The 14,124-nt window shown below is 68.2% G+C and carries 15 protein-coding genes and 1 pseudogene; 5 read left to right on the forward strand and 11 right to left on the reverse strand.

The genetic code is table 11. The annotated features are described in order from the left end of the window. The 7 genes and pseudogenes from ACWDTD_RS17265 to ACWDTD_RS17295 form a co-directional block, all read right to left on the reverse strand. On the reverse strand, nucleotides 1-629 hold a 629-nt coding region (locus ACWDTD_RS17265), incomplete at its 3' end, for a DUF222 domain-containing protein (protein WP_449748361.1). Beyond that, nucleotides 593-1,204: pseudogene (locus ACWDTD_RS17270) on the reverse strand (DUF222 domain-containing protein); the annotation flags it as partial. The pseudogene ACWDTD_RS17270 and the gene ACWDTD_RS17265, both read right to left, overlap by 37 nt. Before the next feature lie 95 nt (nucleotides 1,205-1,299). Continuing rightward, nucleotides 1,300-2,292, reverse strand: a complete 993-nt coding sequence (locus ACWDTD_RS17275; RefSeq protein ID WP_449748362.1) for a DUF5926 family protein — start codon at nucleotides 2,290-2,292, stop codon at nucleotides 1,300-1,302. A gap of 72 nt (nucleotides 2,293-2,364) precedes the next feature. Next, nucleotides 2,365-3,156 carry a glycerophosphodiester phosphodiesterase family protein gene (locus tag ACWDTD_RS17280; RefSeq protein WP_449748363.1) on the reverse strand — a complete coding sequence of 264 codons (792 nt, stop codon included), beginning with the start codon at nucleotides 3,154-3,156 and terminating at the stop codon, nucleotides 2,365-2,367. Then, nucleotides 3,153-3,905 (reverse strand): DUF4328 domain-containing protein, encoded by a 753-nt coding sequence (locus tag ACWDTD_RS17285; RefSeq protein ID WP_449748364.1) that lies wholly within the window; start codon nucleotides 3,903-3,905, stop codon nucleotides 3,153-3,155. The genes ACWDTD_RS17280 and ACWDTD_RS17285 overlap by 4 nt, the downstream gene beginning before the upstream one ends. A gap of 272 nt (nucleotides 3,906-4,177) precedes the next feature. Then, nucleotides 4,178-4,510, reverse strand: coding sequence for a rhodanese-like domain-containing protein (locus ACWDTD_RS17290; protein WP_449748365.1), 333 nt, complete (start codon nucleotides 4,508-4,510; stop codon nucleotides 4,178-4,180). Nucleotides 4,511-4,902: 392 nt separating this feature from the next. Continuing rightward, nucleotides 4,903-5,745: a S49 family peptidase gene (locus tag ACWDTD_RS17295; RefSeq protein ID WP_449748366.1), complete on the reverse strand. Its 843-nt coding sequence runs from the start codon at nucleotides 5,743-5,745 to the stop codon at nucleotides 4,903-4,905. A gap of 40 nt (nucleotides 5,746-5,785) precedes the next feature. Here ACWDTD_RS17295 and ACWDTD_RS17300 point away from each other — a divergent pair, with 40 nt between their 5' ends. Then, nucleotides 5,786-6,529, forward strand: coding sequence for a VOC family protein (locus ACWDTD_RS17300; protein WP_449748367.1), 744 nt, complete (start codon nucleotides 5,786-5,788; stop codon nucleotides 6,527-6,529). Here ACWDTD_RS17300 and ACWDTD_RS17305 read toward each other — a convergent pair. Together ACWDTD_RS17305 and msrA are read right to left on the reverse strand one after the other, a co-directional pair. Beyond that, nucleotides 6,526-7,611: a winged helix DNA-binding domain-containing protein gene (locus ACWDTD_RS17305; RefSeq protein ID WP_449748368.1), complete on the reverse strand. Its 1,086-nt coding sequence runs from the start codon at nucleotides 7,609-7,611 to the stop codon at nucleotides 6,526-6,528. The genes ACWDTD_RS17300 and ACWDTD_RS17305 overlap by 4 nt on opposite strands. Before the next feature lie 8 nt (nucleotides 7,612-7,619). After that, a complete protein-coding gene (gene msrA / locus ACWDTD_RS17310) occupies nucleotides 7,620-8,324 on the reverse strand; it encodes a peptide-methionine (S)-S-oxide reductase MsrA (protein ID WP_449748369.1) in 705 nt (234 codons plus the stop codon). 169 nt (nucleotides 8,325-8,493) lie between these two features. Here msrA and ACWDTD_RS17315 point away from each other — a divergent pair, with 169 nt between their 5' ends. Both ACWDTD_RS17315 and ACWDTD_RS17320 read left to right on the forward strand, forming a co-directional pair. After that, the gene (locus ACWDTD_RS17315) at nucleotides 8,494-8,643 is read left to right on the forward strand and encodes a hypothetical protein (RefSeq protein WP_449748370.1); all 150 of its coding nucleotides are present in this window, start codon (nucleotides 8,494-8,496) and stop codon (nucleotides 8,641-8,643) included. Between the two features lie 225 nt (nucleotides 8,644-8,868). Beyond that, entirely contained in the window at nucleotides 8,869-9,498 is a 630-nt protein-coding gene (locus tag ACWDTD_RS17320) for a superoxide dismutase (RefSeq protein ID WP_449748371.1), read from the forward strand. Between the two features lie 94 nt (nucleotides 9,499-9,592). On the opposite strand, the gene ACWDTD_RS17325 is transcribed toward ACWDTD_RS17320, so the two are convergent. Next, the gene (locus ACWDTD_RS17325) at nucleotides 9,593-10,342 is read right to left on the reverse strand and encodes an energy-coupling factor transporter transmembrane component T family protein (RefSeq protein ID WP_449748372.1); all 750 of its coding nucleotides are present in this window, start codon (nucleotides 10,340-10,342) and stop codon (nucleotides 9,593-9,595) included. After that, entirely contained in the window at nucleotides 10,339-12,546 is a 2,208-nt protein-coding gene (locus tag ACWDTD_RS17330; protein WP_449748373.1) for an ABC transporter ATP-binding protein, read from the reverse strand. The genes ACWDTD_RS17325 and ACWDTD_RS17330 overlap by 4 nt, the downstream gene beginning before the upstream one ends. Before the next feature lie 206 nt (nucleotides 12,547-12,752). Between ACWDTD_RS17330 and ACWDTD_RS17335 the strand changes: the two genes are divergently transcribed. Both ACWDTD_RS17335 and ACWDTD_RS17340 read left to right on the forward strand, forming a co-directional pair. After that, nucleotides 12,753-13,277 carry a peptidase gene (locus ACWDTD_RS17335; RefSeq protein WP_449748374.1) on the forward strand — a complete coding sequence of 175 codons (525 nt, stop codon included), beginning with the start codon at nucleotides 12,753-12,755 and terminating at the stop codon, nucleotides 13,275-13,277. Nucleotides 13,278-13,394: 117 nt separating this feature from the next. Then, nucleotides 13,395-14,117 carry a TMEM165/GDT1 family protein gene (locus ACWDTD_RS17340; RefSeq protein WP_449748375.1) on the forward strand — a complete coding sequence of 241 codons (723 nt, stop codon included), beginning with the start codon at nucleotides 13,395-13,397 and terminating at the stop codon, nucleotides 14,115-14,117. Nucleotides 14,118-14,124 lie beyond the last annotated feature (7 nt).

A 14,124-nucleotide genomic window follows, 5' to 3' on the forward strand; every position in this document is an offset into this window, starting at 1 on the left:
AGGGAGTCGATGTCGGTGAGTCCGCCGTCGGCCCAGTCTTTGCGGGCGTGATGGATTTCCACGCGGGTGGCCGGTTGGGTGCAGTCGGGTGCCGAACACATCTCGCCGCCCTCGGAGGCGAATGACGCCAATCGTTGTCCCAGGGAGGCGAGTCGACGCGAGCGCCCCAGATACAGCGGGACTGTGGTGTGGTCGGCGAACACGGCCAGGTACTGCTGTGAGTGGGCGGCCAGCGCGATGACGTCGGAGATCGGGAGCAGCGCCCCGGAAGCAGTGGTACCCAGTCCGGCGTGGCGGCGCAGGTCTTTCTCGTCGATCTTGATGATCACCTGCACGGACAGTCCCCGGTGACTCTTGCCGAGCGTCCCCTCGGCGAGTACCGCGGTGAGCAGGGCGCGTAGCGCGTCGTGGTTGCGTTGTGCCTGCGACCGGGTGTCGCGGCCTGCGGCGTCGGCGAGTTGGCGGGGGTCGGCATCCCCGACGGGTCCTCGTGGCGATGCGTCGTCGTCGGGATTGTTGAGGCCCGCTTTCCCCACGCGTCGAGGACCACGTCGAACAGGGCGCGGGTGTGTGGATCGAGGTGACCGTTGAGTTTCGACATCAACTGGGTGTCTTGACGGTTGAGCCACAGGTTGCGGCGGCGGGCGCGGTCGTTGTCGTCGGTGAGGTGACCGTCGGGATCGAGATGGGCCAACAATCGTGCCCCGACCTGCCCGAGTTCGGGTGGACTCAAAGTGCCCGCATAGTGGCTCATCGTCTGCTCGGCGGCCACCCGCACATCGTGGGGTGTGGCGGCGGGGATCTTGTCGAGGACGTCGAGGACCACCAGAGCGTGGGACATCCCGGCGCTGCCGTCGGCGCACTTCTCGGCCAACGTCGGACACGACGGTGCCAACAGTTGCCCGGTGGCCGAATGAAAGTGGGCGGTGTGTTCGAGGAGCCGTTTACGGCGAACCGGTTCGGTGATCCGCAGCGCGTGGGAGAAGAACGCGATCACACTGCGGAATCCGCGTCGGCGGGGGATATCACGATCAGAGATCTCCACCAACGCCCGGTTGCCCACGGCCGGCACCCGATGATGGGCACGTTCGAGTTCGGTGGCCGCGGCGACGAGTTCGTCATCACTCCACGACGACACATCGGCGGCCGCGATCTCATCAAGCACCGCATGCAACCGGGTGATCACCTCCGGTGCCGCCGACATGAACCTCACCCCCAACCCGTCGTATCGAACGTATGTTCTACGATAACACACTCCGGCGACGGGCCGAAGGCAGCGCGCGATCCTGGGGGCAGGCGTCAGCGCAGCGTCACCTGACGCCCGCGGATTCCGTCTCGCGAGCTGCGCTCGTCGATGGTGAGGTCCCCGGTCTGCGCCAGGGCCTCGCCGAGCCAGGTGTCGAGCTGATCCAGCCCGGGGTACCACTCCTCGTGGTGCATCTCGTTGTCCAGGTCGAAGACCGGTACGAGCAGGCCCAGCGTGCGGAACGACCCGGCGAACCGGGAACCCTCCCCCAACGTGAGTCGACCGGCCGCGTGCAGCCGGGCCAACGCGTTCATCAGGTCGTCCTCCGGTTCGGGGCGCACCCAGCGCAGGTGCGCACGCTCGCCGGCGTCGACCCACCACGGTGCCCCGACCTCGCTCTTGGGATGCAACCGCGCGCTGGGCAGCACGGTCTCGTTGGCACGTTCGAGCATCGCGGCCACTTCCGGCGGTGCCTCCACGCCCGGTGCGAACCACCAGGAGAAGTCGCCGTGGACGATGATGTCCAGCGGGGCATCCACGGCGAGAACATCACTCAACGATCCGGCGTCGTCGGCCGTGTCGGCGCTGCGTAGTTCCGACCCGGGCGTCGCATGCGCCGCCCACGAAATAGCTGCCGCCAGAGCGTGATTGAGGTCGGCGGGTTCCGGATCGGTCTGCAGGGCGGCCAAACCCTCTGGTGCGCCGCGTGATTCGCGAACCATCCCGGCCACCGCGCCCGGCAGAATCGTGGCCAGGGTGACCTCGTTGCGGGTACCGGGTGGGGGTGGAACACGCTGTGCGTTGTCGTCGGGCATCACGGAAGTCACCTCGGGCTCCGGCGGTCCCGGCTCGATCAGGTCCAGACGCGCCGTCGCCGAGGGAACGAACGAGCGCAGCGCCACCAGGTCGCATTCGGCGGCCAGCCCCGCGAACGGACGCGGCGGAGGCGCCATCGACGCGAGTTGGCGTGCCTTGCGCGCCGCGACCCGCTCGGCGCGATTACTGCCGGGACGCGGGCCCGATCCCCGTTTGCTCTTCTTGGCCATCGGTCCACCCTCTCATGTCGTCGACCAGCGGACGCGCGGCCGCCCTGCGCGCCGAGATCGCAGCCGGCGACATCAGTCGACGGTCACCAGCCAGTCACGCACCTTTGCCGGGTGATCCGTCGCGAGCCACCGCACGCCCAGGTCGGCGCACAGTTGGACGTCGGCGAGTTCGTTGACGGTCCAACAGTAGGTGACCCGGCCGGCGGCAGCGGCCTTGTCGACGATCTCGGGATGCAGCCGCAGCGTTTCGATCGACGGTCCGATGCCGGTCGCGCCCACCGCGGTGGCTGCCGAACCGCCCAGCACCCGTGCGGTGTCACCGAGCAGGATCGTCGGCAGGATCGGCGCGTTGCGGCGCACCCGCCACACCCCGGCGGAGGAGAACGAGATCACCACCGCGCGACTGTGGTCGGCGGACGGAGGGGTGCCGACGCCGAATTCGTTCAGCACTTCCAGCAGCCGTTGTTCCACCAGGCTGCCGAACCGGACCGGATGCTTGGTCTCGATGAACAGCCGCACCGGTCGCCGCCAGTCGAGGGTGAGGGTGAGCAGCTCCCGGAGCGTGAGCACCGACGCCTTGTCGCCGGCGGCGTGCCACCCACCGAAATCGAGCTCACGCAGTTGCGCGAGGCTCATCTCGCTCACCACTCCGGTGCCGTTCGAGGTTCGCTCGACGGTGCGGTCGTGAATGCACACCAGCTCCTGGTCGGAGGTCAGCCGCACATCGCATTCAAGTCCGTCGGCGCCTTGCGCGAGCGCGAGTTCGTAGGCGGCGACGGTGTGCTCGGCGGCCTCACCGGATGCCCCGCGGTGGGCCACCACCGCGGGTTTACCCGACCGGGACACCTGCTCGCCGGTGGTCACCCCACCACCACCCACCGGGTGTCGGGGACGGCGGCAGACTCCGCGTCGAACAACACGGGGAGTCGTCGCGACGCCCAGAATGCGAAGCCGGCCGAGACCGCGGCGGACAAGGTCACCAGGGCGAGCGCGTCGGCGCCGGTCTGGATGGAGTCCGAACGCAGCGACACCGCCCAGGTGATGGCCGCCCAGAGCGCCACGACGTTGACCAGCGCCCACGCCAGCCACAGCCGGTTGAGGCGCTCCCGCAGCAGACCGTCGACGCCGGTGTCGCGCCAGGGCCCCGCACCCGCGGCGGCCGCCTCGTGCAACAACAGCCCGCCGCCGACGACGTTCACCAGCGGCACCGCCGACAGCAGGATGCGCTGCCAGGCGGGCCGCGGATCGGTCCGGTCGGCGCTGCGGTACCGGTCGGCGCGCACCGCAGCGACCCAGGTGGTGAACGTCCAGAACCCGAGGACGACGCCGCCCAGCGCGGCGATCCCGGCGAGGAACACTAGGACGGCGCTCACCGCGATCAGCCAGGCCGGTAGCGGGGTGTCCCGGTTGATCACCAGCAGGACGTAGCGGAACAGGTGCATCAGGGCAGAGGCCGCGAGAGTCGCGGACGCGATCATCAGCGCGGAGCGCAGCCGCGCTGCCGCGGCGGTGACGGCGTCGGGCCGCTCGTCGTGGACGAGCGGAACGTCGCGCAGTCCCCAGCGCGGGATGTAGACGTAGCGCGGGATGCGGCGGGGGCCCCGGTCGGGCACGGGTCGTCGTGGCGGGATGGACTCCGGTGGACGGCGGGCAACCCAGCGCACATGCCGACTCCGATACGTGCGCGGGGCGTCACGCCGCGCTGCCGCCGGCACCGGCGGACGGACCGGCGGCCCCGGGCGTCGGGCCGGCGCGGCCGGGGCATACGGAGAGGGCGCGCGGGTCGATTCGACGACGCTCAGCGGTCCGCCACAGCGCGGGCACCGTTCCCGTCCGGGTCGGTGCGGTGCCTGGATGCGGCAACGGGGACAGAGATCGTAGCTGCTCACCCCGCAGACTCCCCGACCTCCACCGGTTTGCCGTTCTCCAGCCAGGCGAGCATGCCGCCGCGCACGCAGGAACCGTCGAATCCCATCTGGGCCAGGTAGTTGAGCACGCGCATCGAACGTCCGCTGGAGTGGCAGATCACGAGCAGGTCCGCGTCGAGGTCGATCTCGTCGAGGCGGGCCGGAACGTCGCCGAGGGGGATGTGCACGGCCCCTTTGACGTGGCCCGCCGCCCATTCGTCGTCCTCACGGACATCGAGCAGAATCCGGGTGTCGTCGCCGGTGAAATCATCGGGGAGTTCAGTGACCGGCACCTGTGCAATGTCGCCCATGCTCACACGCTCAATGGTGGCACATGCGTGACGGATGCAGCGGGCGTGTACGCAACTCCACACACGGGTGGGCGGTTTGTGGACTTGACAGTTCAGCCGGATTCCACCGGCGACTATGTAGGACTGCATAATGCTATCCACATGCCGGTTTGACAACCGGCACGAAAGTGGTCCGACCGTCGATGTCGACCTGTGGATGAGACTGTGGATTTGTGGACAACGGTGCAACGTCGACCATTCGAATGTGACCGGGCTCACCGATCCGGTCATTCAATCCGCGAAAGTGTTCGCCATCGTGGACAATTGCGCAATTGGTTGCGGATTCGCGGAAATCCACATCATCCTGTGGATAACTCGGCAGAAGCTGTGGAGAATATCTGCGGACCGGCCGGCTATCGGAACGTTATGCGTTGCGCCCGGTCCATCGCGGCGAGGGTTCCGCTGACGATGCCCTCGCTGAGGTCCGCGACGCTCGACGGCCCGCTCATCAGTCGGGCGAGCAGCGGTTTGGGCGCGGTGACCGGAACGATGTCGGCATCGGGGAAGCGCTCGGCCACCACCGACCGCATCACACCCACGCCGTCGACGAGCCCGACCCGGGTGGCATGCTCGCCGATCCAGATGTCGCCGTTGAACAGGTCCTCGTCCTCGTTGAGCTTCTTTCCGCGCCGTTGCCTGACCCACCCGATGAACGCGGAGTGCAATTGCTCCTGCAGCGCCTTGAGCCACTCCACGTCGGCTTCCTGCTCCGGCGAGAACACGTCGAGTCGGGCTTTGTTGTCGCCCGCGGTGTAGAGCCTGCGCTCCACCCCGAACCGCGACAGCACGTCGGCGAACCCGAACCCCGACGACACCACCCCGATGGACCCGACGAGTGAGGTGTGCGCTGCGTAGATCTCGTCGGCCGCACACGCGATCCAGTAACCACCCGAGGCCGCCACGTCCTCGCAGAAGGCGAGGACCGGCACACCCTTCTCGGAGGCGAGCTGCCGGATGCGTTCAGCGATGTACTCCGACTGCGTGGGTGATCCGCCGGGCGAGTTGATCATGATGACGACGGCCTTCAGGGATTCGGTGTCGAAGGCACGTTTGAGGACCGGCTCCACCGAATCGGTGGTCAGCCCCGACCGCCCGATCCCGATGTGCCCGATCGGACCTTCGAAACGCACCACTGCGACCTTGTCGGTGTGCTTGCGGCTCAGCTTCTTCGCGATCTGCCCCCAGGGTCCACTCATCTGATCGAGTGTAGTGCGCGCGTTCTCTACACTCGGCGACGTGGACATCCGGTGGCTGACCGCGTTCCTCGATTTTCCCGCCGCCCAATTCGGCGACGAGGTCACCTTCTGGCGCGCCATCGCGGGCAGCACCGTGTCGCCGCCGCGGGGTGCATACCGCGAGTTCGCCACGCTCGAGCCCTTCAGCGGCGATCCCCACCTCCGGGTCCAACGCATCGCCGACGGGCCCGGTTCGTTGCATCTCGATCTCCACGTCGACGACCCGCGCGCGGCGGCCGCGGAGGCCGCGGACCTCGGGGCGTCGGTGCAGGCCGATCACGCGGACTATCTGGTGTTGTCGTCGCCGGCCGGGTTCGACTTCTGCATGGTGCCGTGGAACGGACGGGCCGCACGCTCGCGGCCGGTTCGATGGCCCGACGACACCATCAGCATCATCGACCAGGTATGTATCGACGTGCCCGACGCGACGTTTGACCGCGAACTCGTGTTCTGGACGCAACTCACCGGATGGCCGACCGAGCAGACGAGCAGCGCCGATCTGGTGCGGCTACGCCGCGACCGGCGGCTCGCATTGGGAATCCTGTTGCAACGGTTACGCTTCGGCCCGGCGACTACGGCCGCGGGCCATCTCGACATGGCGGCCAACTCGGTCGAGCAGGAGGTCACGCGGCATGAGGACTGGGGTGCGCGCGTCGTCGAGCGTCACCCCGCCTGGACGGTGATGCGCGACCCAGTGGGACGGCCGTACTGCATCACCGGCCGCAATCCCCGCACCGGCGACTAGGTGCGTGTGCCCGCCGCGAACATTCGCAGCCGCTCCACCTCGTCGTCGAACTCGGCGCGTTGCGCTCGGTCGAGCGACACGAAGAGTTCGGTGTCGATCTCACCCTCCGCGATGCGCCACGTGCCGGCCAGCCGCCCGTCGACGAGGACGAAGCCGGGCGAACGGCCGTTGGCGGTGACGGTCCGGCGGAAGTGATCGTCGTCGGCGATACGCGCTCGGTCGCCCTGGGCGACGAGCACGTGGTCGAACGGTGCGATGAGCCGTACCGGCGCGGGCACGTCGGGGTCGGCGAGGCCGAGACCGTCGAGGTCGAAGAGCACCTCGCCGTCGGGACCGACCAGCCGAACCAGCTCCCAGTCGCGTTCCATCGCGTCCAGAAGGGGACGCAACCCGGTGATGCCCGACCAGGTCTGGACCGCCTTCGCGGTGGCCGGCCCGAAACCGCGGAGATAGAGGCGGATGAGTTCACGGTGCGCCTCCTCGCCCACGAGCGCGGGCTCACCCGGACCGATCCAGTCGTCGAGCAGGCGGTAGGTGGGGGCGCCGGTGCCTCCCCACAGCCCGCGTGGCGGAATCTGGACCAGCGGAAGCGCACATCGGGCCAGCACCGTCAGCGTGGTCGGGTTCTCCTCCGGATGCCGTAGCGCCAGTTCCTTGCCGAGGTCGGTACCGCGCCGAGCCTCCTTGGCGAGCAGCTCGGCCGCGTCGGCGATCACCGCGTCCGGATCGGCGCGCACCAGGCGGTGATTGGTGCGAAACCCGGCGTCGATGCGGGGTTGGGCCAGTGGGCGAATCCAGCGCGCGTCGAGACCGTCGACGAGGAAGACCGTGCCGCGCAGCAACACCATCCGCACCACGTCCCGATTGGTCAGCAGATCGTCGAGTTCCGTGGGATCGAACCCCTCGATCCGTGACCACAGCGCGTAGAAGGCGCTCACCGGATCTTGTGACTGCATCCCGACGATCCGGTCGATCACCTCGATCGCATCCTCGTCGACGCGGGCGAGCAGGTGCTGGCGATCCAACAGTGTGCGGTTCCACTGCGCCGCGGAGATCCGCGCTGCGCAGGCGTCAGCGGTCATCGACGCTCTCAGCCGGCCGGGTACGTCAGCCCGGTCGCCGCGTGGCAGCGATATCCGTGTGGATTCTTCGCGAGGTACTGCTGGTGGTAATCCTCGGCGTAGTAGAAGCGGCCGTCGCCTGCGTCGGGCAGCGGTGCGATCTCGGTCGCCACAGGTCCGAGCCCCGCCGACCGCAGAACCTCCCCGAATGTCTCCGCCGAGCGGCTCGCCACGTCCGCGTCCGCCTCGTCGAGAGTGAAGATCGCCGACCGGTACTGGGTGCCGATGTCGTTGCCCTGCCGCATCTGCTGAGTGGGATCGTGACTCTCCCAGAACACCTTCAGGATGCCTTCGAGGGTGACGACCGCCGGGTTGTACACCACGAGCGTCGATTCCGTGTGCCCGGTACGGGCCGTGCAGGTCTCCTCATAGGTCGGGTTGGGGGTGTAGCCACCGGCGTAACCGACTGCGGTGGTGTACACGCCGGGCACCTGCCAGAAGATCTCCTCGATGCCCCAGAAGCACCCGCCCGCCACGATCACCGCGGAGAGTCCCTCGGGTAGGTCTCCGATGCCGCCGTTGCGGTCGGTGTGCGTAAAACGCATCGGGTGATGCAGGACGATGTTCTCGTCGGCGACGCGCACCCCCACCTCGCGGCCGGGCAGGGCAGCCGCAGGATCAATGAGCGTGGTCTTCGCCGCGCGGCCGGAAAGAAGCTGGTCAAGCCAAGACATGGCACGATCCTACGCGGGATGTGGCGTCGGGTTTGAGCCGTGCGCCGAAGTCTGTTTATGATGTCCACAACCGACGGATGTGACAATCCTCACTCACCCGTCGAACGACGGACATCTTCCCGGATGCAGCCCCAGTCCGGAACCCGAAAGCAGACCCGAAGGAGTGTCGATGACGACACGTTCGACGCGCGACACCCGGATTCTCGCGACCTCTCCCGGGGCCAGTCGCGCGGCGTACAACGTGCGGTCGGCATGTACCGGAATCGCGCTCAGCATCGTCGGGCTCATCGCGCTCCTCGTCCTACTCGTCCTCATCTGAGCGCTCGCCGGCACTCCCTGCCGCGCACATCGCGGCAAGTCGCAAACCTCAACCCTGGTTGAACTGAGTTCGCCGGGGTTTGTTGCATTCACCCATGCTCTGCGGAAGTGTGGAGACATCGGCGCGGCACGTTCGTCCACCTCTGGCGACGACTCGCCGCGTGCGAAAGTCAGAGCAGTATCCGAGGCAGTGGCCCAGAGAAAGTCTGTGGCAGAGAGGTTTACCGTGGCTGAATACACCTTGCCCGATCTTCCGTACGACTATGCGGCACTGGAGCCGCACATCTCCGGCAAGATCATGGAACTCCATCACGACAAGCACCACGCGACGTACGTCAAGGGCGCCAACACCACGCTGGAAAAGCTCGCGGCCGCCCGCGAGGACGGCACCATCGCCGACAAGGTGTACGGGCTGTCGGCGACCCTGGCCTTCCATCTCGGCGGCCACACCAACCACTCCATCTTCTGGAAGAACCTGTCGCCGGACGGCGGCGACAAGCCCGAGGGTGACCTCGCGGCCGCCATCGATGCGCAGTTCGGTGGTTTCGACAAGTTCCAGGCGCACTTCACCTCCGCCGCCACCACCCTGCAGGGCAGCGGCTGGGCCATCCTGGGCTACGACACCATCGCCGGCAATCTGGTGATCCTGCAGCTGACCGATCAGAGCGGCAACATCCCCGCCGCGATCATCCCCATCGTGATGCTCGACATGTGGGAGCACGCGTTCTACCTCGACTACCAGAACGTCAAGCCCGACTACGTGAAGGCCTGGTGGAACGTGGTGAACTGGGCCGACGCCGCCGAGCGTTTCGCCACCGCGAGCAAGCAGGGCCCCGGCCTGGTCGTTCCGGCCTGACCCCACCCGCACTGGGATCACACCAAAGGTTGCCGTTTGCTGCGCACGACGCGGCAAACGGCAACCTTTGTGTGTGGGTGGGAAGTATTCGGGCTCAGAGCACCGCGGTGAGCGTGATGGCCACCGCGCAGGCGATCCCGATCACGATGAGTGTCACCACATCCCGACGATGCGGCCCCGCCTTCTCCGCGGTGAGCCGGCCGGTGCCGCCGCGCGCGGTGATGGCCTCACCCATCTCGGCGCTGCGACGCAACGCCGACGACATCGCGGCGGTCACCATGTCCATGATCCCCATCTCCGCCGCGGGATGACCCGACCGTGCCGGCGCGGTGGGGCGCAGCCGGTGCACCGCGATCAGCAGCCGCAATTCTTCGATCAGCAGCGGCAGTCCACGCAGGCACAGGGCGATCGAGACGGCCCACTCGTCGACAGGCATCCGCAGCTTGCGCAGCGGCCACATCAGCCGTGCGATGGCCGGCGCGATCTCGGCCATCGGGGTGGTCCAGATCACCAGGATCGAACTGGCCACCAGCACCAGACCCAGGGTGATGGCCCGCAGAAATGTGATGACGGACGCGAGTCCGAACGCGGCGTTCACCGCGACGCCGACACCGATCAGCGCCCAGAACCACCAGGGTGGACGCGGCAACGCGCCGAAGGGGATGCCCGCGAGCACCGCGGTCAGCAGCATCACCGCGGCGACGAAGCCCAGCGACGGCCAGGTGGGCAACACCCAGGTCATGATGCCGAGCACCAGCACCACGATCAGTTTTGTGCCCGCCCAGAGCCGGTGGACGATCGAATCGCCGGGCACCTGCCGCAGCGGGATGGCACGCATCGTCATCGCGATCTCCTCTCACCGGGCACCGGGAACGGGTACTGCACGGTCGGGTGCGGCACGGTCGGGTGCGGGGGTGCCTCCGGGATGCCGTCGGGCACCAGGGTGCCGTCGGCCAGCAGGACGCGGCGGGTGCACAGTTGGCCGAGTGAGGTGAAATCGTGGGAGATGATCACGATGGTCATCCCGTCGGCACGCAACCGTGCGAGCAGCGCGATCACCTCGTCGCGGGCGTCCGGGTCGAGGCCGGCCAGGGGTTCGTCGAGGACGAGCACCTTCGGTTTGCGGGCGATCAGCCCGGCCAGCACCACACGGCGCATCTGCCCGCCGCTCAGCGCGTCGATACGCCGGGCCGCGATCTCGCGCGGAAGTCCGACGGCCTCGAGCGCGTGTGCCACCTCGCCGGTGCCGACCTTCTCGCCGCCGACCGCCATGATGTCGTCGCCGACGATGGGCTGCTGCAATTGCAGCCGTGAGTGCTGAAATGCCAGCCCCACCTCCCCGACGTGTTCGGTGACCGGCGAGCCCTCGCCGGTCTTGCCGACCCCATAGAGAAGGCAGGTGCCCTCGGTGGGTGCGATCAGTCCCGCCATGATCCAGGCGAGGGTGGTCTTGCCCGATCCGTTGCCGCCGACGATCAGCAGCCCCTCGCCGCGGTGCACGGTGAGGGTCACGTCGTGCAGCGCACGCACCTCCCAGGGTGAACCCCGCAGATACGTGTGTCCGATTCCGTTGAGCGCCAGCACCGGCGAGCCCACCGGTTCGATCCCCGAATGCAGTTCCCGCCACGACGTTTCCCGATGGCCGGTGGCGGCGGGAAGCAGCCCGGCACCCGGAGTGTGCGCCGCGAGCCACCCCGGCGGCTCCGGCACCACCGCGCCGCGCACCAGATGAATGACGCGGTCGGCGGCGGTGGCCTCCACGGCGCGATGGGTGATCAGCACGACGGCCACACCTCGACGACGCGGTAGGTCGGCGAGCACCGCCAGGAGTTCCTCGCGCCCGGACGGGTCGACCATCGAGGTCACCTCGTCGGCGATCAGCAGCGCCGGGTCGCGAGCCAGCGCCGCGGCGATGGACAGCCGCTGCTGCTGACCACCAGACAGGTCGGAGGTCTCGCGTCCACCGAGTCCGGCCAGCCCCACCTCGCCCAGCAGTTCGTCGACGTCGACCTCGGCGTCGGGCGGTAGCCCCCACACCACGTCGTCGGCGACACGCGCACCGAGCATCTGCGTCTCGGGCCGCTGCAGCACCATCGCGGTGCCGCCGCGGCGGCCGAGCCCCGCCGAACCGGGCCGCGCCACCGTCCCCGACGTGGGGTTACGACCGGCCAGGATCTTGGCCAGGGTCGATTTGCCGGAACCGTTGGCACCGACGATCGCGACGAACTCGCCGGGCTCGATGTGCAGGTTCACACCGTCGAGCACCTGCGGGCCGCCGGGCCGATACGAGAACCCGACCCCGGTCATCGTCAGCGGCAGCGGTGCCACCTGACCGTCGACGGCCAGCGTGGTCTCGGCGTCGAGGGTGTCCTCGCTGGGGATGGCGGCCAGCCGGTCGACCACCGCACCCAGAATCCACCAGGCGATGACGATGGTCAGGATGGTGCCCACCGCACCCATCGCCCAGATCCAGATCCACCAGTAGTCGAGCACGCTGCCGCGCAGCGACTCGATCGCGTCGGCCAATCCGGACAGCGCGGGGATCTTGTCGAGCCACTTGGCCAGACCGCCGAGGGTGTTTCCGGTGGCCTCGAGCGCCAACCGGCGCAGCGGTCCCAGGATCAGCAGCACCAGCACCGACACGCCGCCGAGCAGCGGGGCGGCCACCAGCGCGGCGAGCAGCATCGTCCCGCGACCACGGCCGCGGCGCTTGATCTCGCCGACCAGTCCACCGACGAGCGCGGCGCTGAACACCGACATCGCCGCGCCGGTGCCGGCCATCGCGAAACTCACCACGACGGTGGTCACGGTGGCGGCCACCATCGCCCGTGGCCGGGTACGCGCGGCCACCAGCGCCAGCGGCACCGGGGCCAGCACCCGCACCGCGCCGGCCAGCGGAATCACCGAGCCGATCACCACGGCGGCCACCGCCAGACCACCGAAGATCGCGATCCACGCATACTCCAACGGGTGCAGCGGACCCCGCCGCGTCGGGTTCGTCGAACTCGGTTCGGCGGGCGCGTGAACGTCGTCGGATGGGTGGTGCACAGAACCAGTGTGCCTGGCGCCGCCGACGTCACCGCCCGCCCACCTCGCACACGGCTGGAGTTACGGCGTGTAAACGAACCGTCACAACACGGTGTTTCCAGTTGTCGAACATCTCGTCCGGGGTGGATTCTCAGTGGACCGGAGCCGACGATCCCGGCCCGGTCCACCGATGTGGCAGGTTGTTCGATGCGACGGAGGTTCTCACGATGCAGTCGTCGATTCCGATCGGTCTCACCCCGTTTCACCAGGACGGCCGGCTCAATGGAATCCTGATCTCGGGTCGCTGGCCCGAATCGACCCTGGAGTGGACACAGACGCTGGTCGCGTCCGTGCGTATCGCGTGCCGGCCCGGCTTCCTGCCGACCACCACGATCTTCGGGGTGGTGGAAGACCGGCCCGACGAGGCCGAGGACGAGGCGGTCGGGATGATGGTGGCCGTCGGCAACGTCGTCGACGACAGTTTCCTCGAGGCCGGGCGGTTCCTCACCAATCCTCCGGCCCTGATGATGCTGCACCCACCCTCGCGTACCCGACCATCACTGCCGGAGTGCGCCGATGTCGCCTCCGGCTGCGTGCTGCTGCCCGGCCTGCCCGAACTCGGCCTCGAACACCGCGCCGGCTGGGCAGAGGCCGAGGCCGACGGCACCGTGGTCACGCTGCGCAACCAGGTGGGCATCGACCCCAACGCCGACCCCGACACCGCCGTGCTCGCCATGCTCCTCGCCGCATAGGGCCTCGCCACACTTTTTTGAGGGTGCCCTCACTTCTAATTTTGTGCCCCCTACCTGCACAGATACGGCCAGGCAAGGTGTTGCACAGCTAAGTAAGTGCGCACTAACCTGGCCTACATGGTTGCTGCCCTTCTCCTGAGCTTCGGCGTGATCTTCGTCGCCGAACTCGGCGACAAGTCGCAGCTGATGGCCATGACCTACGCCCTGCGCTACAAGTGGTGGGTCGTCCTGGCGGCCATCACCGTCGCCACCACCGCCGTCCACGCCGTGTCCGTGTTCTTCGGACACTTCCTGGGCCTCTCGATACCGGCCAATCTGATGTCGATCCTCGCCGGACTGGCGATGCTGATCTTCGGCCTGTGGACCCTGCGGGGGGATCACCTCGACGACGACGAACAGACCAGGGCCGATCGGGTGGGTGTCTCGGTGTTCTTCGCCGTGATGTCGTCGTTCTTCCTTGCCGAGCTCGGCGACAAGACGATGCTGGCCACCATCACCCTTGCCGCGCACAGCGACTGGCTGGGCGTGTGGATCGGCTCGACCCTGGGGATGGTGGCCGCGGACGCGCTGGCGATCGCAGTGGGCGCCGTGCTCGGCAGGCACCTGCCCGAACGCACCATCGCAATCGGCGCGTCACTCCTGTTCTTCGCCTTTGCCGCGTGGCTGCTCTACGAGGGCCTGCACGATGCTGCGCCGGTGACGATCGCCGCAACGCTCTCGGCGGTGGTGGTGCTCGTCGGGGTCGGGTCGATCTATATCCACCGTGTTCACCGTTCCTATCGCGACGCGCTCGACGCCGACACGCGACCGCCGGTCAGCGAGTCCTCGCCCCGCTCCTGACCCGCCG

The sequence above is a fragment of the Gordonia sp. NPDC003425 genome (assembly GCF_053588635.1).